The organism is Rhodococcus sp. SB1D, assembly GCF_048573875.1.
GTDB lineage: Bacteria > Actinomycetota > Actinomycetes > Mycobacteriales > Mycobacteriaceae > Rhodococcus_F > Rhodococcus_F qingshengii.
In genome coordinates, this window is sequence record NZ_JBMAIQ010000006.1 from 273,562 (window position 1) to 298,539 (window position 24,978).

The window sequence follows — 24,978 nt, forward strand, 5'->3', positions numbered from 1 at the left end:
TCATGCTCGAGCTCGTCGACATCCGCGCCGGCTACGGACGCACCGAAGTGATCCACGGCGTATCCCTGCTGGTTCCCAGCGACGGAGTTGCGGCAGTCATGGGTCACAACGGTGCGGGTAAAACCACCTTGCTGCGCGCCGCCGTCGGTCTGATCAAACCTACACGGGGAAAGGTACTTCTGAACGGTGAGGACATCACCGGTCTACGGCCGAGCGCCCGCGTCGCTCGCGGACTTGCCTACGTACCCCAGGGTCAGCAGTCGTTCGGACAACTGACAACTGCCGAGAATCTTCGGGTGGTCGCCGACGGGCGCAAACGCGGAAAGGCACTCATCGCAGAGGCATTGGATCTGTTTCCCGCACTCACCACGCTCCTCGACCGTCGCGCGGGACTTCTCTCCGGTGGGCAGCGACAACAGCTTGCCATCGCTCGCGCCCTGATCACCGAGCCCAAGATCCTCATTCTGGACGAACCAACCGAGGGCATTCAGCCCAACGTGGTCGCCGAAATCGAAAGAACCGTCATGGAACTCACCGAGCGCGGCGATCTCGGTGTCCTCCTCGTAGAGCAGCACATCGGTTTCGCGCTCCAATCTGCTCAGCATTACAGCATTCTCGCGGCCGGACACGTGACCTCGACCGGTGAGGGCGGCACCACGTCCACCGAGGCGGTTCGTCGAGCGATGGCAGTCTGACATGAGTGTGCGCCCGCCGCTGCGCGAGCAGGTCTATCGGTCGATCCGGAACGATCTGATGTCGGGTCAGATCGCGCCATCCGAACGACTCGGCGAAGAACGGTTGGCTCATCTCTACGGTGTCTCGCGAACACCGGTGCGCGAAGCGCTCGCGAAGTTGGAATCCGACGGGCTGGTCGAGCGCGACGAACATGGACTCTTTCCATACCGACCGCACCTCGACGAGTTGGGTGGCCTCTACGAGCTGCGCATACTCCTCGAAGTGCACGGGCTTCGGCGGGTACTAGACGGTGAGGCCCCCGCTCATGATCGAGACGCGCTCGGTTCCGAACTCGACAAGTGGTACGCATTTCTCAAACAGATGCCGGTACCGGACGCCGGCTTCGTGACGCTCGACGAGGAGTTCCACATCGCGCTCCTCGCCTCGTCCGGAAACCACGCGTTGGTCGACGCCTTGCAGGCCGTCAACTCGAAGCTGCGCCCCGTGCGGATGTTCGACTACCTGACTCCCGACCGTATGAAGGCCACCGTGGAGGAACATATCTCCGTCGTCGAACTGGTGCTGGACGGCAAGATTCCGCAAGCACACGAGGCACTGGTGTCGCACATCGACATCTCTCGTGCGGTTGTCCTCGACCGCGCTCGGCAGGCCCTCTCGTTGGCCGCCATGGCCAACGCTGTGCGGAACTGATCAGCGTCGTGTCGCTGACTTCAGGGTGAAGACTTCGGTGACGTGGTCTCTCGTCAGGGGGACCAGCAGATACTCCCCCGCTACGGTTGGCTGCGGGCCGAGTTCAGAACCGGGGACCGTACCCGTTGTGCCGTCCGAGCATTCGACTGCAACTTCGCTCGTGTAGTCCGCGTCAGGAGCAACCTCGCAGGAGAGTCTGGTATCCGTGGTGAAGCCGGAGATGCTCGAATCGGCAGGGCCGTGGATCGCTGTCCCGATTGGATCTGCCGGAGCCGGTGTGCTCGTAATTGGTGTGGCTGTCGTTGTCGGGGTGATTGCAGCCACACTGGTAGTTACAGCCGCGCTGGTCGTTGTGGCCTCAGGGGCAGATGTTTTGGTGGGTTCACCCGTCGTAGGTTCAGGAGTCGTAGGTTCAGGAGTCGTAGGTTCAGGAGTCGTCGTTGCCGTAGTCGGCGTGGTCGTCACGGGAACAGCTGTCGGTGTTGCCGGTGCTGTCTGTGTCGGCCCCGCGGCTCGAGCCAACTGTCCGCCGGCGGCAAGACTCAGCGGCGTCGCCGGGGGTGAAGAATCAAGTCCGCACTGAGCGGCCGACAGATTGACGGATATGTTCGTCGATCCCAGGATCACTGTGACCAGCCCTTCGCCCAAGACCGACAACGCGATGGTTACGGCCTCAACTGTGAAGCTCACTGAAACAGTGGAGGACGCGACAAAAGGCGCAGAACTGGACGCCACTCGGGTACTGGTGACCTTGATGTTCGAGAAGCGCGCTTCTACCCGCGCGAGCAGTGGGACATTCGCCATCACGAATGTTGCACTAGTCGGCGACGTCGACGTGGCCGAACCGTTTGCGCCCACTGCCGGGATGGCAACTGTGGCGCCGCCGACTTTCACGGTTCCCGTCGGCTGATCTGTAGCAGCAGAAGTACTCGCACAGCGGGCGTTTGTCTTGACGCTCGTGCTCGTGATGGCGTCCGCCGGTATCAACGTGATCCCCAGTACCGAAACCAGATTCAATTGCAAACCCAATGTAGATGTAGTTTCCGCGTCCGCATCCGACCCAGCCGCCCCACATGGGGACGATGCCGATGCTCCTACGAGATACGCGGCGCACTGAACGGCACTACCCGTGCGGCTGAGCGCGGGCAGCCCCAGCAGCACACCGGAATTGTCCGCCAACGAAACCGTCCCCGTGGCCTTGCCCGGTGCCAGCTGAGTTTGCACGGTCGGATGTTCAACCAGCGAACCGCCGAGATTTCCTCCGAGAGTTATCAATCCGCCGGTCGCTGTTCCTATGCCCGACGTCGATCTGCCGTACCCACTCGTCGTCCATGAACCGGTGGAAATCGGGCCGGTAACGTACTCGGAGTCTGTCCACGCCGCTTCTGTCTCTCCGAGGAGTGGGTGAGACGAGAAACCAGAGCCCAGAACAACCGCAACTGCCAATACGATGACTGAAAATAGGTGGCGACGCTTCATTGTCTACCGCCGTCTGGCGGTAGAAGAACCTGAATGGGTTCGGTTTTCGGGTCGGCCGAGTCGGCATCATCGTCGTCATCGGTATTGCGCGGCCAGAATACCGCGACCACCAAAGCGGCCATGGTCAGCGTGATCGCCCCCAGAACAAGAGGATTCGAGAAGTAGACGATCACCCGCGCCAATCCCGGAACGTGCCAGAGCACCTTTCGGACCGTGGTGACCTCGTATACCGCGGGATCAGCCGAAGCGTTGGCATCACCCTTGAGATCGAGAATCGTGATGCCGTTGTCCTGGGTACGAGCGGAGACGACCCGGTGGGTCACCGGCAGTTCGGACACTCCCCGATCGACGGTGACGACGTCGCCCACCTCGACGGAATCTGCCGTTACTTCCCGCACAACTGCCAGAGATCCGGTCGGAATGGTCGGCGACATCGATCCGGTCTTGAACAAGATCAGTGTGATGTCGAAAACGAAGGCACAGATCACCAAAGCGATACAAACAACCCCACCGGCAGCGAGAACCTGAAGGATGCAGTCCCCGATGATCGTGGGGATCGAACGCTTCTTCGTCCGGGCATGTGTTGCCCGGGCATGTGTTGGCATTGCAGCTCCTTCAGGGTGTTGCACTGAACTGCCAAGTGGGAGTTGCCGTTTTACCGGTCAGCGCCGAGTTGCTCCAATTAGCCGAGGTTGCGGGCAGCGAAATCTCGAAGCACAGCGCCACCGCGGCGCCCGGGGACGCTCCACCGGTGGGTAGCGCGATGGCCCCGACTGCGGAACCAGTTGAGAGCGACGGAAACACCGTCGCACTTCCCACCACGAATTGTGGTGTTCCCGTGGCGAAGGCTGACGCATCACAGGTCGTCGACTTGACCACCCGATACCGCAGCGCCGACGCCAGAGTGGAGTCGCCGGCAACCGTGGCCGCCTGCAGAGTGACGGATGCTGCCGGCGAGACCGGCACTGTTCGAAGAGATATCGGGCCGTACGAGAACGCACCGGGGCGAATCAGGAGCGCCGAGGGCGTGTACGTGAAAACGCCAGGGGCACTGGATGAATGCGACGACCATCCACCGCCGACGTTCGACTCGATTCCGAATGTTCCGGTGCGAAACGATGCATCGCCCATCGTGCTGTCCACCCAACTGGCGGCCACGGTGGTTGCACCGATACCCAGGACGAGTCCCGAGGCCGCCAGTGCGTACACCTGACGCATTCGCCGTGTGACCACGCAGGCGTCAGGGGGTGGACTGGCCGGTGAACTGCCAGAGCAAGCGCCCGGTGTTCTTGCCCGACACGATCGAAGGGTCGACTCCGGCAGGCAGCGTGACCGCGAAGCACAGTTCCACCGGCACGCCCGTGCCTAGCAAGGTGACATCCGAACCCGAACCTGCCGTCAAGGCCACCGGACTGGCTGTCGTGCCTACCCATGCTGTTCCTGCTCCAATTCCCGCTGCCGTGCAGGTCGTGGAGGGGACACCTCGATACACCGAGTACCGCAGGGCGGGTTTGAGGTCGGTATCACCGCCCGTTGCACCGAGTAGTTGTACCGTCGCGCCGGAAGTGCTGGCCGTGGGACCGATCCGAAGCGCTACCGGCGCGTATACCGTCGTTCCGGGTGAGAGTGCGTCGAATCCCGTGCTGAATTGGAAGTGGCCGGCGGAAGCGTCCACTTGATACTCACCCCAGGTCGTCAGTCCGTCGAAGCTGCCCTGGAGATTCCAACTTCCCGTCTTGAACTGCGCGTCGCCGAAAACGTTGTCTGTCCACGCCGCCAAGGTGACAGCGGCGCCGATACCGAGGACAAGTCCTCCGGCAAGTAATGCACGTACTTTGCGCTTGTTTACAGCCTTCCGATCAGTGGCCATGCTGGTCTCGATTCACTTGGAATGCGAAAGAACCTCCGATTCGGGAAATCTAGCCCCCAATTTCATCCGAAATATCCGAAATGACCGAAATCGAGACAAGAACTTCACGCCTTGTCCGCCTCGCCACCATCCGTGGGCGCTGACCAGGCGGAAATAGGAAAGCCGGCCAGATGGTTGCACCTTCCAACGACGTTTGCGTTCTATTCGCTGAGAAAGGCACCACATTCATGGCCGTCCCACTTTCCATCCTCGATCTCGCCCACATCGGCGACAACGAAACCGCCAAAAACAGCTTCGACGCCAGCGTGACCTTGGCGCAGCGTGCCGAGGAGTGGGGTTACAAGCGAATCTGGTATGCCGAGCACCACAACATGGGTTCCATCGCGTCTTCGGCCACCAGCGTTCTGATCAGCCACGTCGCCGCGCACACCAGCAAAATCCGCCTCGGCGCCGGTGGAATCATGCTGCCCAACCACGCGCCGCTGACGATCGCCGAGCAGTTCGGCACCCTCGAGACTCTGCACCCGGGTCGCATCGATCTCGGTCTCGGTCGCGCGCCCGGTAGTGATCAGAAGACCATGCAGGCTTTGCGACGCGACCCGAGTTCTTCGGACAGCTTCCCGCAGGACGTACTCGAGCTTCAGGGCTACCTCGGCGACACTTCGCGCGTCCCCGGAATCAATGCCGTTCCCGGTAAGGGCACTCACGTTCCGCTCTACATTCTCGGATCGTCACTGTTCGGAGCCAAGCTTGCCGCGATGCTCGGCCTGCCGTATGCATTTGCCTCGCACTTCGCCCCCAACGCCCTGCGCGACGCCGTCGCGATCTATCGACGCGAGTTCAAGCCGTCGGAGCAGTTGGCGGAGCCGTACGTCATCGCGGGCGTCAATGTCATCGCCGCCGACACCCATGAGCAGGCTCAGCAGGACTTCCTCGCGGCCAAGCGTTCGCGCGTCAGCCTTCTTCTCGGACGCGGACGCAAGTTCACGGACGACGAAGCGGACATGCTGCTCGACTCCCCCGCGGGTCAGCAGGTTCTGCAGATGACCAAGTACAGCGCCATCGGCACGCCCACGGAGGTCCGCGCCTACCTCGACGAGTTCACCGAGCATGCACAGGCCGACGAGCTGATCACGGTGTCGACCGGTACCAACCGCGAGGCCTGGTTACGCACGTTCGAACTCCTCGCCGACGTGAGCGATCTGGTACCCGCCTAAGCTGCCGGTATGGGCGATCCATCCCGTCGCGGGTTCATCTCGGTACTGGCAGTTCTACTTTCGACGGGTTGGGCCGCCAACCACTTTGCTTCGCTCATCCCGGTTCTCCGGATGGACGAGGGTCTTTCGCATACCGTGCTCGACGGTGTTTTCGGTATCTACGCGCTCGGACTCCTACCCGGCCTGTTGACCGGTGGAGCACTGTCGGATCGCGTCGGCCGAGCTGTAGTCGTCCTGCCCGGAGCGCTCATAGCCTCGCTCGGAACCTTGATTCTTCTTCTCTGGCACGACGCGCCCGGGCTCATGGTCGGGCGCCTCGTTGTCGGTATCGGTGCCGGTCTGGCAATCGGCGCCGGCACCGCGTGGGCGGCTGACCTTCGCGGCAAGTCCGGAACCGTGATGGCGGGCGTAGTACTCACCTCGGGTTTTGCACTGGGACCACTGTTTTCGGGTCTGTTGGCACAATTTGCCGCCTTCCCACTCGCTACGCCCTTTGTCGTCTCGGCCGTCTTGTCGGTGGGTTCGGTTACCGCGGCAGCTGTGTGGAGTCGTACACCTGTTCCCGTAGAAGCCGCGACCATCACACCCGTCCCAGACGGCGCGGAGCGCTCCGTCGCAAATGCGCCAGACGGCGCGGAGCGCTCCGTCGCAAATGCGCTGCTCTGGGCACTTCCGTTGGCGCCGTGGGTGTTCGCCAGCGCAACAGTCTCTTTCGTGACCATGACGGCCAGGCTCGGGGACCGCTACTCAGGTCCTCTCCTTCCGGGTTTCGCGGCGGCGCTGACTCTGGGTGCTGGAATCCTGGTTCAAACCGCTGCGCGCCATCGCAATTGGGGTCCTCAGGCCGGCACGGTCGGCGCCGCACTGGCGGCGCTCGGATACTGCCTGGTCGCAGTCGGCGGCGCGCACCCCGCGCTCGGGTTGTTCATCGTCTGCGCGCTCGTCCTCGGTACGGCCTACGGACTGTGTCTGCGTGAGGGACTGCTCGACCTCGAGTCGCTGGCTCCCCCGGCCTCGCGGGGCGCCCTGACCGGGATCTTCTACGTCGGCACCTATCTCGGATTCGGACTGCCGGTGCTACTTGTTGTCATCGAACCCACGATGGGTCCGTCACTGCCGTTGGTGATCCTCGCCGCTGTTGCCGCCGTCGTTGCCGTGGTCCGATTCCGTCGATTGCGGTCGACCCAGGCTTCCTCGTCACATCCGCGTCTCGAAGCCGCATCGGTCTGAACACCCGTTCGGACGGAGTTGGCGGTACTTGCAGTCGCAGCTACCCGGCGGTGTTAGCGTCGGAGGACCAGAAGGTCACTGCGTAGGGACACAGCAATGGGCAAGAGCGAGGCGGGCAAGGCCGAATCGGCCAAGAGTAGTGCGGACGACCTGACGGGTCGGCGCATCCTGATCACCGGCGCTGCCCGCAATATCGGTTCTTCGCTGGCCAGACGCCTGTACGACCGTGGTGCGTCCGTGGGACTGCTCGGCCTCGAGCCTGAACTTCTCGAACAAGTCGCCACTTCCTGCGGCCGCGCGCCGTGGCAGTTGTGCGACGTCGCCGACCTCGAGCAGGTATCTCGCGGCGTCGACTACATCGCTGAGAAGCTGGGAGGCATCGACGTCGTCGTCGCCAATGCCGGGGTCGAGGCGAACTCGTCGATCCTCGGCGGCGACCCTGCGGACATGCGCCGCGCCGTCGAAGTCAACCTCATGGGCACGTACTACACCCTGCGCGCAGCAGGTCCGCACATCAGTCACGAAAACGGTTACGCCCTGGTGGTCGCCTCGGCCCACGGCGCCGCCAAGCATCCGTTTCGCGGACCGTTCGGTGCTTCGCGCGCCGGCGTCGACGCGTTGGGTGACGCGTTGCGCTTGGAAATGAAACACCTCGGCACCAAGGTGGGCGTCGCGTACATCGGCGACATCGACACCGATACCACCGCACTCTCTTTCGACGGCGCTCGCGGAACCCTCGCCAGCGCCGGCACCACGACCGTCGCTGACGCCGTCGACGCGTTCGAGCGCGGTATCGTCGGCCGGAAGTCACGCGTACACGCGCCCCGCCGCAGCGCCGCGGTTCGCCACATCGCGCAACGAGCTATCGACCTCCGTCCCTCTCACATCCGTGGAGTCGCATGAACCCCCGCATCCCGCCCGGCCGATTCAAGGACCTCGGTCCGATCAACTGGGGAATCTGGCGTGTCCTGTCGAAGGCTGCCGGAGCACCCGATGCGCATCTGTTCAGCACCTTGGGGCGCACGGGTGGACTCTTCCGCGGTTGGCTGCACTACTCCGGCTCACTCATGCCCGGCGGCAAGATCTCTCGCCACGACACCGAACTGATCATCCTGCGGGTCGCGCACCTGCGGGACTGCGGTTACGAGATGGATCACCACATCAGGCTCGGCCGCAAAGCCGGAATCGACGCAGAAGAACTGGCCCGAATCATCGAGGGCCCTGGCGCTTCCGAGTTGAGTCCGCGTCACCGTGCGATCTTGACTGCGGTCGACGAGTTGGTCACCACCAAGGACGTCACCGACGACACGTGGGGAACGCTCTCGCAGCATCTCGACGATCGTCGGTTGATCGAATTCACCTTGTTGGTCACTCAGTACGACGGCCTGGCCACCACGATCGGAACCTTGCGGGTTCAGCGCGACTTCTCCTGAAGTTCCGCGGCGGCCGTAACTCAGCTCTAACCCGAAGACATCTGGACGAAACACCTGATCAATAGCGTATACAGGTATGTCGACAGGGATGAATACGGCGCCGGAGCCACTGCGTGAGGTGGTCTACCGGGAACTACGCACCGAACTGGTCAACGGGACTATCGGGTTCGATCAGCGCCTGACGGAACCGAAACTCTCCACGCGTTTCGGCATTTCTCGCACACCAGTACGGGAAGCGTTGACGATGCTGTGCGCCGATGGACTCCTGCGCCGGGAAGAGTACGGGTTCTCCGCCGTGCGCCCGAGTATCCCGCGGATCCGAGATCTGTATGAACTCCGAATCACTCTGGAACTACAAGGAATTACCCGGGCGATCGCAGATCCGACGATCCGGCACGACCGAACAATCCTCGACGACGAATTGGTGCGGTGGCGTGCCCTGGCTCTCGATCCGCCCGCTCAGGAACCGGGGTTCGTCGAACTGGACGAGGAATTCCACGTCGCCGTACTGAGGGCGTCGGGAAACAATGAACTGGTCGCGTCGCTGCTGTCGGTGAATTCCCGTATCCGGCACGTTCGGATGTACGACTTCATGGTCAACGGCCGCATCGACACCTCGATCGCGGAGCACATTCGAATCCTCGAAGAACTACGTGCCGGCAATCTGCCCGAGGCCCGCACGCTTTTGCACCAGCACATCGGCGAGTCTCTCGACGTCGTCCTCGACCGGGTGACCCGCGCGATCACCGCGCTCTCACTCGCCAACATCACGGACTGATCGGAGCAGTACACACCATGACCATCGCAGCAGAAGTTTTCACCCCGACAGCCCGGGTCGAGCAGGCATTCCAGCGGATCGAGGAAGTAGATCGCCCCGAAGTCTGGATCACGTTGCGCCGCAAGGAAGATGTGCTTGCCGATGCCGCTTCGGTCGAAGCCAGAATCGCCACGGGCGAGCATCTTCCTCTGGCTGGGCGTCTGGTCGCCGTCAAGGACAACGTCGACGTCGCCGGTCTGCCGACCACAGCGGCGTGCCCCGAATTCGCGTATTCGCCGGACGAAACCGCCAGTGCCGTTGCGCGGTTGATCGAGCACGGGGCTGTTGTTCTGGGGAAGACCAATCTGGACCAGTTCGCCACCGGACTGGTCGGAACGCGCAGTCCGTACGGAGCCGTTCGCTGCGCCTGGGACGAAGAGTTGATCTCGGGCGGTAGTAGCTCCGGATCCGCCGTCGCTGTCGCGCTGGGAATTGCAGACATCGGAATCGGCACCGACACCGCCGGTTCCGGCCGGGTGCCGGCAGCGTTCCACGGGATCTACGGACTCAAGCTCTCGCTCGGCGTCATCCCAGCCCACGGAGTAGTGCCCGCCTGCGTGGACTACGACGCTCTGACGGTATTTGCCGACGACCTCGAATCGGCAACCGCGGCAGCGGCAATCATGATCGGCCACGAACCTCGGGATCCCCGCAGCCGCGTCTGGCCTTCCGACGTTCGTCTCGCGGCGGCGCCGAATCCCCGCGTCGCCGTCCCCCGAATCGAGGATCTCGCTCAACTGAGCCCGTCGTATGCAGCAGCATTTCAGGACACTGTGACAGCTCTGGTAGCCGGCGGCGCCGAGACCGAGACCGTCGACATCTCCGGGCTGCTCGACGCGGCCCGATTGCTCTACGACGGCGCCGTAGTGGCGCAGCGGTACGCCGCTGCCGGCGAGTTCCTCGAAACTCGTCCTGCCGGAGCAGATCCCGCGGTGTCCGACATCGTGCTCGGTGCGAAGCACCCCACCGGATACCAGCTAGTCGACGATCTCGATGCTCTCACCCGCGCCAAGGCTGCCGCCCGGGAACTCCTCGCCGGGTTCGACGCCCTACTGCTTCCCACCACCACCGAACACCCGACGATTGCCGCCGTGACCGAGGATCCGTTCGGAATCAACCGCCGGATGGGAACTTTCACCAACTTCTGCAACCTGCTCGACATGGCGGCCGTCGCGGCGCCCGGACACCGCACTGCCGAAGATCACCCGTTCGGCGTCATGTTCGTCGTACCCGCTTTCGACGACCAGAGCGCCATCGACCTCGCTGCGCGACTCGGCGGCGTGCCTTCACCTACCCTCGTCGATACCGGAATCGACCTCGCAGTATTCGGCGCTCACCTGCGCGGGCAACCCCTCAACACACAGTTGGTCGACCTCGGCGCGCGGTACGTCGAAACCGTCACGACCTCGGATGCCTACCGGCTCTTCGCTCTCGACACGACGCCACCGAAGCCCGGCCTGGTACGCCGTGGCCCTGGACTCGGCGCACCGGTCGTCGGCGAGATCTTCCGAATCTCACCGGCCGGGCTGGGAACATTCCTCGCCGCCTTGCCTGCACCGATGGCGCTCACGAGCGTCGAGTTATCCGACGGCAGAACGACAGTCGGTTTCAGCTGCACTCATGACGCCGTAAACGGCGCAGCTGACATCACCGACTACGGCGGTTGGGCCGCGTACCTCTCTCGCTGACAGTCACGGCTTGCAGATTCGAGTGACGGCCTCGCGCACCACTTCACGGCGGCGCGCGATCTCGTCGGCGTCGACGTTCTGGTTGTCGGCCACACCGGGGGCCACCACCCAGCCGAACACGAGGCCGAACAGCATCGTGATCAGGTCCTGGGGGTCCCAGTGCTTCGAGATGAGGCCGTCTTCTTGAGCCTTGCGAATCGTGGCCATTCGCGGAACCCAGCTGGAATGTTCCTCGGCCAGCTTCTTCATCCGTGGTGCCTCACCCTGCAATTGACCCCAGATCATCATCCGTTGAATCTGTGGTTTGCCGAGCATTGCGTCGAACAGTTCGACGGCATGCGCGGGCATGTCTTCACCGGTGAACTCGACGGATTCCATCGCCTGCTCGAAGTCGACGTCGAGCACCGCGTGGAACAACGCGACCTTGTCACCGAAATAGGCGTAGAGGCGCTCCTTACTGGCGTTTCCGTTCTTCGCAATCCGATCGATGCGCGCACCGGCAAGCCCGTAGGTGCCGAATTCTTCTTGCGCAGCGTCGAGGATTCGCTGTTTCGTCGCGGTCACGTCAGTGGGAGCCATAGTGATGATGGTAACCGAACGAACTATTTCGTTTGACTCACCCGAGAAGGCTGGAATACCTTTTTCCAATGACCACCACGTCCCACGTCGACGGCGGCACTCTGCCACCGATCCCGGCTGTCTCCGAGAATCCGAATCATCAACGTCGCTGGCTGGTGCTCTGCATCGTCGCGTTCGCTCAACTCATGGTGGTGCTCGACGGCACCATCGTCTCCATCGCCCTACCGGCAGCCCAGGAGGAACTGGGCATCAGCGACCTTGACCGCGCGTGGGTGGTCACGTCGTACGCCTTGGCGTTCGGTGCGCTGCTGCTCCTCGGCGGACGTATCGCCGACTACTGGGGCCGCAAGCGCTCCTTCATCGTCGGCATGGCGGGCTTCGCGGTTGCCTCCGGCATCGGCGGCATCGCGCAGAGCGGTATCGAACTGTTCATCGCCCGCGCCGGCCAGGGCGTCTTCGCAGCACTGCTCGCGCCCGCCGCGCTGTCGATGCTCACCACCACCTTCATCGGAGAGAAGGAGCGCGCCAAGGCTTTTGCCGTCTACGGCGCGATCTCCGGCGGTGGCGCTGCTATCGGCCTTCTCCTCGGTGGAGTGCTGACGCAGTACGTCGACTGGCGCTGGTGCCTGCTCGTCAACATCCCGATCGCGCTGATCGCCATCGCTGCGGCCGTCCCGATCGTCAAGGAAACCAAAGCGCACGGCGACACGAGCTACGACCTTCCCGGCGCTGTCCTAATCGCCCTGGGGCTCGGCTCACTGGTCTACGGATTCACACGCGCCGAGCACGGCTGGGGTCAGGCGGACACTTTGCTGTTCATCGCACTGGGTCTGGTCTTCCTCGCGATCTTCGTGGTCGTCGAGAGCCGCAGCAAGAATCCGCTTCTACCGCTGAGCGTTCCGTGGCATCGCGATCGCGGCGCTGCTCTGATCGGCTCCATGCTGGTGGGCGCCGCCCTGCTCGGCGGCACGTTGTACCTGACGTTCTACCTGCAGATCGTGCTCGGATTCAGCCCGGTCATGGCCGGCGTCGGATCGCTGCCGATGGCGTTCTTCATCGTCTTGGCGTCGACCATCGCAGCGCAGTTGTCCACCAAGATCGGCCCCAAGCCGCTCATGGTCGCCGGCCCGCTGGTGGCAGCAGTAGGACTGCTCATGCTGACCCAGATCGAGGTACACAGCTCCTACTGGACGCACGTGTTCCCCGGCCTCGCCATCTTCGGCTTCGGACTCGGTCTGCTGATGGTGCCGATGCAGAACCTCGCACTGATCGGTGTCCCCGACCACGACGCCGGCGCTGCCAGTGCCCTGGTCAACGCCACCCTGCAGATCGGCGGCGCACTCGGAACCGCACTGTTCACCACGATCTACGCTTCGGCAAAGTCGGCCTTCACCGTCAACAACGCGGCGCCGATCCCGCCGGAAGGCATTCCTGTCGACATGTCGAACGCGACCATCCCGACCGGCGATCAGTTGGCGCTACTCCCCCAGCCGGTGCAGGACTTCGTCGCCTCGATGACGGACTACTTCTTCGGCGCCGAGGTATCCGGATACTCGGCCGCATTCGGTTGGGCGGCAATCCTGTTGGCGATCATCGCACCGGTAGTGCTGGTTCTGGTCCGCGCCAAGAAGGGTGATCTGCCCGCCGAGGGTGCAGTCCACATGGGGTAGCCCCCTGTGCGCCTTTATTAACCGCCCGCGGTTAATAAAGGCGCACACCAGGTCAGGCCTTCTTCAACACCTCAGTCACCGGAGTGCTGCTGCGGCCGATCAACTTCTGCAGGTCACCAGACTCGGTGTCCAACGCCCCCTTGGCAATTGCAGCATCGGAATCGGCGAGGATCTGCGCAACCGGTGCAGGCAGTCCGACGCTCTCGAGAATGCCTTCGTATGCCTCCGCGTCCACAAACTGGTACGCGACGGGCTTGCCGGCGAATTCGCTTATCTTTGCGGCCAATTCGGCGTAGGTGAGCCTCTCGTCACCGCCCAACTCGTACACTGCGCCTTCGTGGCCATCGGTGGTCGCGACTACTGCTGCGGCGTCGGCGTAATCCGCACGCGCCGCAGCCGCGATCTTGCCTTCCGCTCCCGCACCGACCAGTGCGCCGCGTTCGATCACACCGGCCAGGTCGTTGGTGAAGTTCTCCCAGTACCAACCGTTTCGCAACAGCGCGAACGGAATACCGCTCCGAGTGAGCACGTCCTCGGTCGCCTTGTGCTCGGCAGCAAGCTTCATCGGCGTGTCCTGAGCATTCAATATGCTCGTGTAGGCGATGAATCCGACGCCGGCAGCCTTCGCCGCGTCGATGATGTTGGTGTGTTGCGCGAGCCGTGACCCCACTTCACTTCCCGAGATCAGCACCAGCTTGTCGACGCCCGCCAATGCGGTTTCCAACGCCGAGGCATCGGCGTAGTCCGCTTGGCGTACAACTACTCCGCGGGCGGCGAGGCTTTCCGCCTTCTGTGGATTGCGGACCACTGCGACGATGTCGGACGCGGCGGTTCCCCGCTCGATCAACGACTCGACTACCAGTTGTCCGAGGTTTCCGGTTGCGCCGGTGACTGCAATGCTCATGCGAACTCCCGATCCAGGTTGAAGCGTAAATGCGTTCTGCAACCATCATGCACTTATTTTTCGTAAGTGCAACATGTCGAGTTAGCGCTATGGGATCGTGCAGTAGTAGCCTGGGTTCATGACCAGCACCGACTCACCTTCACGTGCTGCCCAGACCCCTGATCCGAATGCCGACGTCGTGGACCCAACACTCGAGGCTGACGTCTTCGCTCGCGGGTGCAACTCTCGGGCGGCATTGCAGAATGCAACCGGACGCTGGGGCGCACTCGCGCTGGCGGCATTGAACGAGGGCCCGTACCGGTTCAGTGCCCTGCGCCGACGCGTCGACGGAGTCAGCGAGCGCATGCTCTCGCAGACCCTGCAAACACTCGAGCGGGATGGCCTCGTGCACCGTGAGGTACTCGAAACCATCCCGCCCAAAGTTGAATACAGCCTGACCGAACTCGGCGCCGACGTCGCCGCAAAGATCACGGCCCTGATCGAACTACTCGAATCGCAGGTGCCGAAAATCGTTGCGTCACAAGCGTCGTACGACGCCCGGAATCAGCTCAACTTGTCCGAGAGCTGAGCGATGAACTCGTCGAATGCGTAGGGAACGCTCAGCACCGTCGGAGCGGACGTAGCCATCGCGTAGTCCATTCCGACCAGACGAACCAGACGGCCGTTCGACACCGAGGTCATGTTCGCGAACGGACCGAAGGACATGAGCTTGTCCAGGTTGGTGCCGTCGGCGTCGACGAGAATGAAGACGTCGGCGTCGAGTGTGTCGATGGATTCCATGCCCACGGACACCGAACTGTCGCCGGAAGTGCACACTGCGTCGACACCGGGCGAGGTCTTCACCCCGAGCTGGCCGAGAAGACGGATCCGCGGGTCGGTGCCGCAGAAGACGATCAGGCCCTCGTCGGTGCGCATTGCATACGTTGCGGTTTTGCCCTGGAACTGTGGGTGATCAGCGGCTTGCTTCTCGAAGTACGCCCCGGTCTCGTCGATCAGCGTCTGAGCCTGCTCCGGCTGTCCGAGCGCTGCACCGATCATGCTCATCTGCTTGTCCCACGCCGTATCCCACGGCTGGTCGGGGAACGCGACGGTCGGCGCGATGTCACTGAGGCGCTTGTACTCGCCCTCGTCGATGCCGGAGTACACGGCGAGGATCACGTCGGGATCGAGCCCGAGGATCTGCTCGAACGGGATATCGGGATTGGTCGTCATGAGAACGGGCTTGGCACCGTTCAGACGCGAAGCGTCCCAGGGCAGGATGTTGTTCTCGATGCCGTCGCCGGAGAAGCTCTCCATGGCGACCGGAACCTTGTTCAGTGCGATCACCGCATCCTGGCCACTCCATCCGATGGTCACGATGCGCATAGGCTCCGCGTCGATCGTCGTCGAACCGTAGGCGTGGTCGACGGTCACGGGGAACGCCCCCGCCTCGGCGGCACCCGAAGCTTCGGTGTCCGATCCGGAGTCACCTGAGGTTCCACAGGCGGAGAGCGTCAGCGCGACGCAAGCCGCGAGCAGTACGGAACGAGTTTTCATGAGTGGTCCTTCGAAAGCCGAATGGTCGACTCGGGACGCTAATGCGTTGCGCGCCTACACCCCGACTCGAAGGCCTCAGATGGCGGTTTCGCAACACAACTCGACACAAAAGACGAAAAACCCCGTGTGCCTTTCCGGTAGTGCGAACTACCGAAAAGGCGCACGGGGCCGAAGGCCCTGCCGTCAGAAGTTGATCATGTGGCCGGCGAGGCCGTGGATCGCTTCCTGCAGTGCCTCACTGAGTGTGGGGTGGGTGTGGACGTTGCGTGCCAACTCGTTGACCGTGAGGTCCCACTTCTGGGCCAAGGTCAGCTCGGGCAGCAGTTCCGAAACGTCCGGTCCGATGAGGTGCCCGCCGAGCAGTTCGCCGTACTTCTTGTCGGCGATCAGCTTGACGAAACCGGTCGGGTCACCGAGACCGTGTGCCTTGCCGTTGGCAGCGAACGGGAAATTCGCGACCTTGACGTCGTAGCCCTCGGCCTTGGCCTGCTCCTCGGTCAAACCGAACGAGGCGACCTGCGGCTGGCAGAACGTCGCACGCGGCATCATCCGGTAGTCACCGAGTGTCTGCGTCTCCGCGCCGCCGATGGTCTCGGCAGCGACGACAGCCTGAGCTTCTGCGACGTGCGCGAGCTGCAGCTTGGCGGTGACGTCACCGATGGCGAAGATGTGCGGGACGTTGGTGCGCATGTAGTCGTCGATCGCGATGGCGCCGCGATCGGTCAACGCGACACCGGTGTTCTCGAGACCGAAGCCCTCCACGCGCGGTGCGAAGCCGACGGACTGCAGAACCTTGTCGACGACCACGGTCTCGATCTCGCCGGACTTGTTGTCCTTGATCGAGACGGTGACCTTGCTGCCGTCGTCGCTGATGGACTGCACAGCGGCACCGGTCTTGATGGTGACGCCCAGCTTCTTGTACTGCTTGGCGATTTCCTTCGAGACGTCGGCGTCCTCGTTGGGCAGTGCCCGATCGAGGAACTCGACGATCGTAACGTCGACGCCGTAGTTCTTGAGGACGTAACCGAACTCCATGCCGATCGCGCCGGCACCGACGATGAGGATCGAACCCGGAAGGTCACGGGTGAGGATCTGCTCTTCGTAGGTCACGACGTTCTCGCTCAGCGAGGTGCCGGGCAGCAGCTTGGTGTACGAACCGGTCGCGATGATCGCGTTGTCGAACGTGATCGTCTCGGTGCCACCCTTGCTCAGCTCCACGCTGATGGTGTTGGCGTCGACGAACGTGCCCTTGCCGTCGTACTCCGGGATCTTGTTCTTCTTCATCAAGAAGTGAATGCCCTTGACTCGCCCGTCCGCGACCTTGCGGCTGCGATCGAAAGCGGAGCCGAAATCGAAGGACACGTCTCCGGACATGCCGAACGTCTTCGCTTCTTTCGTGAAGATGTGCGCGAGTTCGGCGTTACGGAGAAGCGCCTTGGACGGAATGCAGCCGACATTCAGGCATACACCGCCCCAGTACTTCTGCTCGATGATGGCGGTGCTCAGGCCCAGTTGTGCCGCGCGGATAGCAGCGACGTACCCACCGGGGCCGGCTCCGAGGACAACGACGTCATAGTGTGAGGTCACGATTCACCAGGGTAGTCCTGCATCGTTTCGCTGTCCCCAGATGGTCGTATTACCCGTCGGTAGCCCACACTTCTCGGGCAACTCGGGCGAAATTTCCGCCGTACACGGCCTCGATCGACGGCTCGTCGAAGCCCCGCTCACGCAATACCTGATCAAGTGTCAGCACGTCCTCCGGAGGAGTCCACTGCAGTGGCCCCCACGCGGTGTACGCCTCGGAGAACGACGACGGGTTCTGCTCGATCTCTTCGCGGAAGTCGTCGGCGTCGAAGGAGAAGTCGGAGCCGATCCCGACATGATCGATGCCGACGAGTCCCACAGCCTCTTCGATGTGGTCGGCCATCGCGGACAGCCGAGCCTGGTCGTCATCCGGTCCGTTGACGCCGAGGAATATGCCCACGCCGTTGACCCCGATGACGCCGCCGGTCTCCGCACACGCTCTGGCCTGATCGTCGGTGATGTTGCGCGGATGCTCCCACAACCTTCGGAGGTTCGAGTGGCTGTAGATCATTGCTCGCTGGGTGATAGCTGAGATGTCCAACCCCGTCTGTACCGAACAATGTGAGCCGTCGACCGTCATTCCGACGCGATTCATCTCGGCAACCAGGTCACGGCCGTATCCACTCAACCCCGTGTCCGCCAGGTCCAAGCAGCCGCAGCCGGCAGCGTTCATGTAGTTATACGTCGGCAACATCGAGCGGACTCCGAGGTCGTAGAAGTACGAGACGTTGGCCAGGTCTCCCTCCAGCGGATTCGAGTCCTCCAGGTCGAAGGCCAGGGCGATTCCGCCGGACTCCTGAATCTCGACGACGCCGTCGACGCTGAAGACAGGGGTGATCTCCGGGAACTCGACCCGCGCCTGCCACGCGAAACTCTTGGCGATTGCCGTCGAGTCCGCGCGAGTCTGCGGCGAGTAACCGACGTTCACCGAAACGTAACTCCCCGCTGGGCGCTGATATCGGAGAAGATCTTCGACAGACGCGTTCGACTGCAGAGGTAGGCAACAATGTTGTTCCCATAGTGGATATGTCCGGTTCACTCACTAATCCCGTCGATGATCAGGGAAATTCACCTGAAACTGGTCGTACGTTCAGCAAATCTCTGGTTCACTGGCGGATAACGCACCGATGCGGTAGAACTTACAAGACTCACACGCCCTGTACCTATCGACAGAGCATGTACCCAGCATGAATTCCCGTACGGGAACAGCAACAAAGGACCGTTCACTCCTGGGCGGATTCGAAGGAATTTTAGGTGGAGGTTTCTGAACGTATGCGTGCTCGCACTTTCAAGCGTGGCCGTCTGGTCGCCGCTGTAGCCGCAGTATCCGTGCTGCCGATGCTGATCAGCCCTGCAGTGTCGTCCGCAGGCGGAGATCCGTCGACCACCACGGCAACTGTTGCCAAGGCAAACACAACGGGTTCCAAGCTCTCGAGCCGCACGGACAACGGGCGCATCGCCACCATCAAGGTGTACTCCCCTTCCATGGAACGCGATATTCCGCTCGAGGTCATCCTCCCGGCAGACGGCAGCGAACCCCGCCCGACCCTCTACCTGCTCAACGGTGCAGGCGGCGGCGAAGACCGGGCGACGTGGCAGCGTCAGACCGACGTCAACGAGTTCTTCGCTGACAAGAACGTCAACGTCGTCACCCCGCTCGAAGGTGCATTCAGCTACTACACCGACTGGGTGAACGACGACCCGTCCCTCGGCCGTCAGAAGTGGCAGACGTTCCTGACCCAGGAACTCCCGCCCGTCATCGACGCCGAGTTCAACACCAACGGCGTCCAGTCGATCTCCGCGATCTCGATGACCGCGACCTCGGTCCTCAACCTCGCCATCGCAGCTCCGGGCCTCTACAAGGGCGTCGGTGCATACAGCGGATGCGCCGAGACGAGCACACCGGTCGGCCAGTCCTCCATCGAACTGGTTGTGGGCATGCGCGGCGACGCTGACGTGACCAACATGTGGGGCCCCCTCGACGGCCAGGGCTGGATCGACAACGACCCCGTCGTCAACGCCGAGAAGCTCCGCGGCACCGAGCTCTTCATCTCCACCGGCTCCGGACTCCCCGGCCCGCACGACACCCTGAACAACGAGGCGATCAACGGACAGGTCGGCACACTCGCCAACCAGGTGATCGTCGGCGGCGTCATCGAGGCAGCAGTCAACTACTGCACCCACAACCTCGCCTACCGCCTCAACGATCTCAAGATCCCGGCCACCTTCGACTTCAAGCCGACCGGCACCCACTCGTGGGGCTACTGGGAAGACGATCTCCACAACTCCTGGCCGATGCTCGCTCGTTCGATGGGCATCTGACCGAAATCGTTCCGACTCGACCCCGCTCCCTGCACTTCCGGGAGCGGGGTCGAGTGCTTGTCTGGGCCGATTCGGGGGTTAATTCGGGGGTTAATTCCGGGGCCAATTCAATTGTCAGGCAATCGAATCGCGTCACTTTCTGCGCCCGCTCTGCTTTACTGACACATAACAAAAAGTGAACCTGTTCCAGTAAGGGCTCACAGGCACTTCGATCCGTTCCGGATCCGAAGACATTCAGGTGGAGGATCCGAACGTATGCGTGCTCGAATTTTCAAGCGTGGCAGTGTGATCGCAGCTCTCGCAGTGGCCACGGTGCTGCCGATGCTGATCAGTCCGGCGACAGCTTCTGCGGGCGGTGACACGTCCGGATCGCACGTCGTGAGCAACACCAAGACCGGCGACCGCAAGGTCACCATCTCGGTCTTCTCCCCGGCGATGGATCGCAACATCCCGCTCGAGGTCATCCTCCCCGCAGACAACAGCGAACCCCGCCCGACGCTCTACCTGCTCAACGGTGCAGGCGGCGGCGAAGACTCGGCGACCTGGCAACGCAAGACCGACGTCATGAACTTCTTCCAGGACAAGAACGTCAACGTCGTCACTCCACTCGAAGGCGCGTTCAGCTATTACACCGACTGGGTGAACGACGATCCGGTTCTCGGTCGCCAGAAGTGGCAGACGTTCCTGACCAAGGAACTCCCGCCCGTCATCGACGCCGAGTTCAACACCAACAAGGTCCAGTCGATCTCCGCGATCTCCATGACCGCGACCTCGGTCCTCAACCTCGCCATCGCGGCTCCCGGCCTCTACAAGGGCGTCGGGGCGTACAGCGGATGCGCTGAGACCAGCACCCCCGTCGGTCAGAGTGCGATCGAACTTGTCACAGGTACCCGCGGTGGAGCTGACATCACCAACATGTGGGGCCCGCTCGACGGTCAGGGATGGAAGGACAACGATCCGGTCCTCAACGCCGAGAAGCTCCGCGGCACCGAACTCTACGTCTCCACCGGCTCGGGACTCCCCGGCCCACACGACACTCTCGCCAATCCCGCGATCAACGGTCAGGTCGGTGCGCTCGCCAACCAGGCAATCGTCGGCGGCGTCATCGAGGCAGCGGTCAACTACTGCACCCACAACCTCGCCTACCGCCTGAGCGACCTGAAGATCCCGGCCACCTTCGACTTCAAGCCGACCGGCACCCACTCGTGGGGCTACTGGCAGGACGATCTCCACAACTCCTGGCCGATGCTCGCTCACTCCCTGGGCGTCTGACCCGATTCGTTCTCACTCGACCCCGCTCCAGTGTTTCGGGAGCGGGGTCGAGTGCTGTCGGGAGCGAGCAGTAAGAATGGACGTATGACTTCCGATCAGCAGCCCACCACCGGCGACGACCCCTACCTCTGGCTCGAAGACGTGACCGGTGAGTCTGCACTCGATTGGGTCCGTCAGCACAATGCCGTGACCGAGGAGCAGCTCACCGACAACGAGCGCTTCGATCGACTACAGAGCGACGTGCGCGAGATCCTCGATACCGACGCGCGAATCCCCTACGTCCGCCGTCGAGGTGAGTTCCTCTACAACTTCTGGCGCGACAGCACCCACGTTCGCGGATTGTGGCGACGCACGACGTTCGATCAGTACGTCACCGACGACCCGGAATGGGACGTCCTCGTCGACCTCGACGCCCTGGCCGAGGCCGAGGGCGAGAACTGGGTCTGGAAGGGCACGCAACTTCTACGGCCACACCGCAACCGTGCATTGATCAGCCTCTCCCGCGGTGGGGCAGACGCGGCGGTCGTTCGCGAGTTCGACATCGACAAGCGCGAGTTCCTCGCTCCCGAGGGCGAGAATCCCGGCTTCTACCTTCCCGAGGCCAAGACCGACATCGACTGGATCGACATCGACACCGTCTACGTCGGAACGGATATCGGACCGGGGTCGCTCACCGATTCCGGATATCCCCGTCTGGCCCAGCGGTGGAAACGCGGCACTCCCCTCTCCAGCGCCGAGACCGTCTACGAGGGCCAGGCCACGGACGTGGCGATCTCGGCTTCGCACGATCCGACGCCCGGATTCGAACGAGACTTCGTCACTCGCTCGGTCGATTTCTACAACTCTCAGCATTTCGAAGTTCGCCCCGACGGTGAACTGGTGCTCGTGGACGTCCCCGAGGACGCCGGGATCTCGATTCACCACGAGTGGTTGTTGATCCGCACCAAGTCCGTGTGGGCCGTCGAGGACACCGAATATCCGACCGGCGCACTGCTTGCCATCCGTTACGACGATTTCCTTGCCGGCTCACGAGCACTGACATCGATCTTCGAACCCGACGCACATTCCTCGCTCGAGCACTACACCTGGACACGCGATCATCTGATTCTGGTGGTCCTGACCGACGTGCGCACGACGCTGCGAATCCTGACGCCGGGCGAAAACGGCTGGGAGGATCGACCTTTCGAAGGGCTTCCAGAACTGACCAGTATCGAAATTCTCGACACCGACCCTGATGTCAGCAACGAGTACTTCGTCAATTCGAGTGGATACACCTCCCCTGCAACTCTTTTGCACGGCGTGATCGGCGAAACCGAACCCACTGCCCTCAAGCAGGCTCCCTCGTTCTTCGACGCCGAGGGCATCACCACGGAGCAGTTCTTCGCCACCTCTGCCGACGGCACCCAAGTTCCGTACTTCGTGGTGCGCAGTCCGCGTAGCGAGCCCGGCCCTACCCTGCTCTACGGGTACGGCGGATTCGAGATCTCGCTGACACCGTCGTACAGCGGTTCTCTGGGCCGTGCCTGGCTGACGCAGGGCGGAACCTATGTGGTTGCGAACATTCGTGGTGGCGGCGAGTACGGACCCGGTTGGCACACACAGGTTCTCAAGGCCGGGCGCCACAAGGTGCACGAAGACTTCGCTGCCGTCGCGAGAGACCTCGTCGATCGCGGAATCACGACCCCGGATCTTCTGGCAGCTCAGGGCGGTAGCAACGGCGGCCTGCTGATGGGCATCATGCTGACCAAGTACCCCGAGCTCTTCGGCGCCATCGTCTGTCAGGTCCCGCTGCTGGACATGCGCCGATTCCATCTCCTGCTGGCCGGCGCTTCGTGGATGGCCGAATACGGTGACCCCGATGTCCCGGAGGAGTGGGCATTCATCTCGGAGTACTCGCCGTATCAGAACATCGACGCCGCCGCGTCGTACCCACCGATCCTGATCGCGACGTCCACCCGCGACGACCGCGTCCACCCCGCGCATGCCCGCAAGATGGCCGCACGGCTGGAAGAGCTGGGCAAGCCGGTGCTGTATTTCGAGAACATCGAGGGTGGCCACGGCGGCGCCGCGGACAATGCTCAGCTGGCCTTCAAGACTGCGCTGACCTACGAGTTCCTCTGGCAGAAACTCGCCTGATCTTTCAGCGGTCGCGCAACCACGCGACGACGCGCTCGCTCACAGCGGTGGGATTGCGTATCCAACCGTTGTGACCGAGTGGTTCGTCGATGTGCGTCATCGTCACTTGGGCCCCGGAGAGCTTGTCCACCAGGTTCTTTGCCGACCGGCGTGGAGCGAGATCGTCCCCTTCGATCGTGATCGACAGAACCGGCAAGGTCAGGCGAGCGATCCGCTCCTCGTAGTCGATATCCGCACCGACGGGTTCCATGCGACCGGTCCTGGCGAACCGGGCCCAATCGGTGATCAGTACTTTCGACTGTCGACCGAAGCCGCCGACGTTGACCCGGTCTCCCGGCCAGAAGCCGGCAATGTTGGCTGTCACCGACATCGCGGACGAACCCAGATAGAGTCCGGGCGCACGGATTCCGGGGAATCCGCGGTGATACGGCGATCCGGAGGCAACCAGGATCAGTCCGCCGAGCCGGCCCCGAATCCTCGACGCGTACATCACCCCGATCTGGCCGCCCATGCTGTGCCCCATCAGAAATGGTGTGCTGGCCGGGAACCGCTCGCGCACTACCTCGAACGTCGCCGGACAATCGATCGAGACCAGTTCCTGATATCCGAAAGCACTCGACGCGCTCGGGCGCGGTTTGCTGTCACCTTGGCCGCGCAGTTCACCGATGGCCGCGTTGAAGCCGGCTTCGACCAGGGCCTGCGCCACCGGATCGTAGAACCCGGCGGGAACTCCGAGCCCGGGCAACATCACCACCACGGGTGCGTCGTCGTTCGGTCCGGGAAACAGACGGATCGGGGTCACGGTGCCGTCGGGGAGTTGGATCGGTACGGTCTCCATTCAACTCACACTAACCACCCACGCCGCGGATGGGCAGAGCACACGCGCCGACTATTCGAGGCTGCCCACGATCAGCGGATCCGGAGTACCCACGATCTCGTAATCCTTGTTGTCGTAATCGAACTGACTGAGCACGTGACGCATCGCGTTTATCCGCGCGCGTTTCTTGTCGTTGCTCTTGATGACGGTCCACGGAGCGGTGGCGGTATCGGTGAACCGGATCATCTCTTCCTTCGCCGCCGTGTACGCATCCCACTTGTCCAGAGAAGCGATGTCCATCGGCGAAAGCTTCCACTGCCGCACGGGATCGACCTGTCTGATCGCGAACCGCGTGCGCTGCTCCAGCGGTGAAACCGAGAACCAGAACTTGATCAAGCTGATGCCGTCGTCGACGAGCATCTGCTCGAACAACGGCACCTGGCGCAGAAATCGCTCATGCTCCTCGTCGGTGCAGAAACCCATGACCCGCTCGACCCCGGCCCGGTTGTACCAAGATCGATCGAACATCACCAGTTCCCCGGCGGCGGGAAGGTGCTGCACGTAGCGCTGGAAGTACCACTGCGTCGACTCGCGAGCCGACGGCTTCTCCAGCGCGACGACGCGAGCGCCACGAGGATTGAGGTGCTCCATGAATCGTTTGATCGTTCCGCCCTTACCGGCAGCGTCGCGTCCTTCGAACACGATGGCGTGCCGTGCGCCGGTTTCTTTCGACCAGTTCTGCAGCTTGAGGAGTTCGATCTGCAGCAGACGCTTGGACATTTCGTACTCGTCCCGAGGCATCCGTGCGTCGTACGGGTAGCCCTCCCGCCAGGTGTCGACCTCGAAACCGTCCGGCGACGTCAGCAGCACCGGATCGTCGTCGTCATTGTCGTCGACGGTGAAGGCGGCGGTGTCGGCCAGATCGACGGCGGTCGAGAGATCCGCGAAGGCGCTGAGGAACGGTCGGCGTTCTGCTAAATCGGTCACCGCCGACAAGGTAGTCTCCCGCAGCAACCGTTCGGTGAAGCTGGGATGAAC

General features: G+C 62.7%; 25 protein-coding genes. 14 read left to right on the forward strand and 11 right to left on the reverse strand.

Annotation, left to right across the window (positions count from 1 at the left end; translation table 11 throughout):
- Window positions 1-2 precede the first annotated feature (2 nt).
- On the forward strand, window positions 3-695 hold the full coding sequence (gene urtE, locus ACN50D_RS16260) for an urea ABC transporter ATP-binding subunit UrtE (RefSeq protein ID WP_212633914.1): 693 nt from the start codon (window positions 3-5) through the stop codon (window positions 693-695).
- A gap of 1 nt (window position 696) precedes the next feature.
- Complete coding sequence (locus ACN50D_RS16265; RefSeq protein WP_020906727.1) at window positions 697-1,386, forward strand: GntR family transcriptional regulator; 690 nt, start codon at window positions 697-699, stop codon at window positions 1,384-1,386.
- On the opposite strand, the gene ACN50D_RS16270 is transcribed toward ACN50D_RS16265, so the two are convergent.
- Window positions 1,387-2,076 carry a hypothetical protein gene (locus ACN50D_RS16270; RefSeq protein ID WP_419970234.1) on the reverse strand — a complete coding sequence of 230 codons (690 nt, stop codon included), beginning with the start codon at window positions 2,074-2,076 and terminating at the stop codon, window positions 1,387-1,389. It lies immediately after the preceding gene.
- Between ACN50D_RS16270 and ACN50D_RS16275 the strand changes: the two genes are divergently transcribed.
- On the forward strand, window positions 2,066-2,296 hold the full coding sequence (locus ACN50D_RS16275; protein WP_144245902.1) for a hypothetical protein: 231 nt from the start codon (window positions 2,066-2,068) through the stop codon (window positions 2,294-2,296). The genes ACN50D_RS16270 and ACN50D_RS16275 overlap by 11 nt on opposite strands.
- A 565-nt stretch (window positions 2,297-2,861) precedes the next feature.
- Here ACN50D_RS16275 and ACN50D_RS16280 read toward each other — a convergent pair.
- From ACN50D_RS16280 to ACN50D_RS16290, 3 genes are read right to left on the reverse strand one after another with little or no spacing between them, the layout of a single operon-like run.
- Window positions 2,862-3,470 (reverse strand): signal peptidase I, encoded by a 609-nt coding sequence (locus tag ACN50D_RS16280; protein ID WP_076949134.1) that lies wholly within the window; start codon window positions 3,468-3,470, stop codon window positions 2,862-2,864.
- Between the two features lie 10 nt (window positions 3,471-3,480).
- The gene (locus ACN50D_RS16285; protein ID WP_228232510.1) at window positions 3,481-4,098 is read right to left on the reverse strand and encodes a hypothetical protein; all 618 of its coding nucleotides are present in this window, start codon (window positions 4,096-4,098) and stop codon (window positions 3,481-3,483) included.
- 7 nt (window positions 4,099-4,105) lie between these two features.
- Window positions 4,106-4,735 (reverse strand): SipW-dependent-type signal peptide-containing protein, encoded by a 630-nt coding sequence (locus ACN50D_RS16290; RefSeq protein ID WP_007735401.1) that lies wholly within the window; start codon window positions 4,733-4,735, stop codon window positions 4,106-4,108.
- 227 nt (window positions 4,736-4,962) lie between these two features.
- Between ACN50D_RS16290 and ACN50D_RS16295 the strand changes: the two genes are divergently transcribed.
- The 6 genes from ACN50D_RS16295 (at window position 4,963) to atzF (ending at window position 11,120) form a co-directional block, all read left to right on the forward strand.
- A complete protein-coding gene (locus ACN50D_RS16295; protein WP_076949133.1) occupies window positions 4,963-5,952 on the forward strand; it encodes an LLM class flavin-dependent oxidoreductase in 990 nt (329 codons plus the stop codon).
- A 9-nt stretch (window positions 5,953-5,961) separates the two neighbouring features.
- Window positions 5,962-7,182 (forward strand): MFS transporter, encoded by a 1,221-nt coding sequence (locus tag ACN50D_RS16300; protein ID WP_212633916.1) that lies wholly within the window; start codon window positions 5,962-5,964, stop codon window positions 7,180-7,182.
- 96 nt (window positions 7,183-7,278) lie between these two features.
- Window positions 7,279-8,085 carry an SDR family NAD(P)-dependent oxidoreductase gene (locus ACN50D_RS16305; RefSeq protein ID WP_125050464.1) on the forward strand — a complete coding sequence of 269 codons (807 nt, stop codon included), beginning with the start codon at window positions 7,279-7,281 and terminating at the stop codon, window positions 8,083-8,085.
- Window positions 8,082-8,615, forward strand: a complete 534-nt coding sequence (locus tag ACN50D_RS16310; protein WP_003941526.1) for a carboxymuconolactone decarboxylase family protein — start codon at window positions 8,082-8,084, stop codon at window positions 8,613-8,615. Before ACN50D_RS16305 ends, ACN50D_RS16310 begins: the two co-directional genes overlap by 4 nt.
- A gap of 76 nt (window positions 8,616-8,691) precedes the next feature.
- Window positions 8,692-9,393, forward strand: coding sequence for a GntR family transcriptional regulator (locus ACN50D_RS16315; protein ID WP_019744458.1), 702 nt, complete (start codon window positions 8,692-8,694; stop codon window positions 9,391-9,393).
- A gap of 17 nt (window positions 9,394-9,410) precedes the next feature.
- Window positions 9,411-11,120 (forward strand): allophanate hydrolase, encoded by a 1,710-nt coding sequence (gene atzF, locus ACN50D_RS16320; protein WP_212633917.1) that lies wholly within the window; start codon window positions 9,411-9,413, stop codon window positions 11,118-11,120.
- 3 nt (window positions 11,121-11,123) lie between these two features.
- On the opposite strand, the gene ACN50D_RS16325 is transcribed toward atzF, so the two are convergent.
- Window positions 11,124-11,699, reverse strand: coding sequence for a TetR family transcriptional regulator (locus tag ACN50D_RS16325; protein WP_003941498.1), 576 nt, complete (start codon window positions 11,697-11,699; stop codon window positions 11,124-11,126).
- A 68-nt stretch (window positions 11,700-11,767) separates the two neighbouring features.
- On the opposite strand from ACN50D_RS16325, the gene ACN50D_RS16330 reads away from it, so the two are divergent.
- Window positions 11,768-13,369 carry an MFS transporter gene (locus ACN50D_RS16330; protein ID WP_047268858.1) on the forward strand — a complete coding sequence of 534 codons (1,602 nt, stop codon included), beginning with the start codon at window positions 11,768-11,770 and terminating at the stop codon, window positions 13,367-13,369.
- A gap of 52 nt (window positions 13,370-13,421) precedes the next feature.
- Here the strand turns inward: ACN50D_RS16330 and ACN50D_RS16335 are convergent, their stop codons facing one another.
- Window positions 13,422-14,273, reverse strand: a complete 852-nt coding sequence (locus ACN50D_RS16335) for an SDR family oxidoreductase (protein WP_212633918.1) — start codon at window positions 14,271-14,273, stop codon at window positions 13,422-13,424.
- 118 nt (window positions 14,274-14,391) lie between these two features.
- On the opposite strand from ACN50D_RS16335, the gene ACN50D_RS16340 reads away from it, so the two are divergent.
- Window positions 14,392-14,841, forward strand: coding sequence for a winged helix-turn-helix transcriptional regulator (locus tag ACN50D_RS16340; RefSeq protein ID WP_007735410.1), 450 nt, complete (start codon window positions 14,392-14,394; stop codon window positions 14,839-14,841).
- On the opposite strand, the gene ACN50D_RS16345 is transcribed toward ACN50D_RS16340, so the two are convergent.
- The 3 genes from ACN50D_RS16345 to ACN50D_RS16355 form a co-directional block, all read right to left on the reverse strand.
- Complete coding sequence (locus ACN50D_RS16345) at window positions 14,817-15,809, reverse strand: iron-siderophore ABC transporter substrate-binding protein (protein WP_019744462.1); 993 nt, start codon at window positions 15,807-15,809, stop codon at window positions 14,817-14,819. The genes ACN50D_RS16340 and ACN50D_RS16345 overlap by 25 nt on opposite strands.
- A gap of 183 nt (window positions 15,810-15,992) precedes the next feature.
- On the reverse strand, window positions 15,993-17,396 hold the full coding sequence (gene lpdA, locus ACN50D_RS16350) for a dihydrolipoyl dehydrogenase (RefSeq protein ID WP_003941477.1): 1,404 nt from the start codon (window positions 17,394-17,396) through the stop codon (window positions 15,993-15,995).
- Window positions 17,397-17,445: 49 nt separating this feature from the next.
- Window positions 17,446-18,432, reverse strand: a complete 987-nt coding sequence (locus ACN50D_RS16355) for a dipeptidase (RefSeq protein ID WP_042450417.1) — start codon at window positions 18,430-18,432, stop codon at window positions 17,446-17,448.
- A 233-nt stretch (window positions 18,433-18,665) separates the two neighbouring features.
- On the opposite strand from ACN50D_RS16355, the gene ACN50D_RS16360 reads away from it, so the two are divergent.
- The 3 genes from ACN50D_RS16360 to ACN50D_RS16370 all read left to right on the forward strand — a co-directional run bounded on the left by ACN50D_RS16360 (window position 18,666) and on the right by ACN50D_RS16370 (window position 23,123).
- Entirely contained in the window at window positions 18,666-19,715 is a 1,050-nt protein-coding gene (locus ACN50D_RS16360) for an alpha/beta hydrolase (protein WP_007733735.1), read from the forward strand.
- Between the two features lie 255 nt (window positions 19,716-19,970).
- Window positions 19,971-20,987 (forward strand): alpha/beta hydrolase, encoded by a 1,017-nt coding sequence (locus ACN50D_RS16365; protein ID WP_007733734.1) that lies wholly within the window; start codon window positions 19,971-19,973, stop codon window positions 20,985-20,987.
- An 84-nt stretch (window positions 20,988-21,071) separates the two neighbouring features.
- Entirely contained in the window at window positions 21,072-23,123 is a 2,052-nt protein-coding gene (locus ACN50D_RS16370) for a prolyl oligopeptidase family serine peptidase (protein WP_047268841.1), read from the forward strand.
- Window positions 23,124-23,127: 4 nt separating this feature from the next.
- Here ACN50D_RS16370 and ACN50D_RS16375 read toward each other — a convergent pair whose 3' ends face one another.
- Together ACN50D_RS16375 and ppk2 are read right to left on the reverse strand one after the other, a co-directional pair.
- A complete protein-coding gene (locus ACN50D_RS16375) occupies window positions 23,128-23,961 on the reverse strand; it encodes an alpha/beta fold hydrolase (protein WP_042450422.1) in 834 nt (277 codons plus the stop codon).
- 51 nt (window positions 23,962-24,012) lie between these two features.
- A complete protein-coding gene (gene ppk2, locus ACN50D_RS16380; RefSeq protein ID WP_007733731.1) occupies window positions 24,013-24,927 on the reverse strand; it encodes a polyphosphate kinase 2 in 915 nt (304 codons plus the stop codon).
- Between the last annotated feature and the right edge of the window lie 51 nt (window positions 24,928-24,978).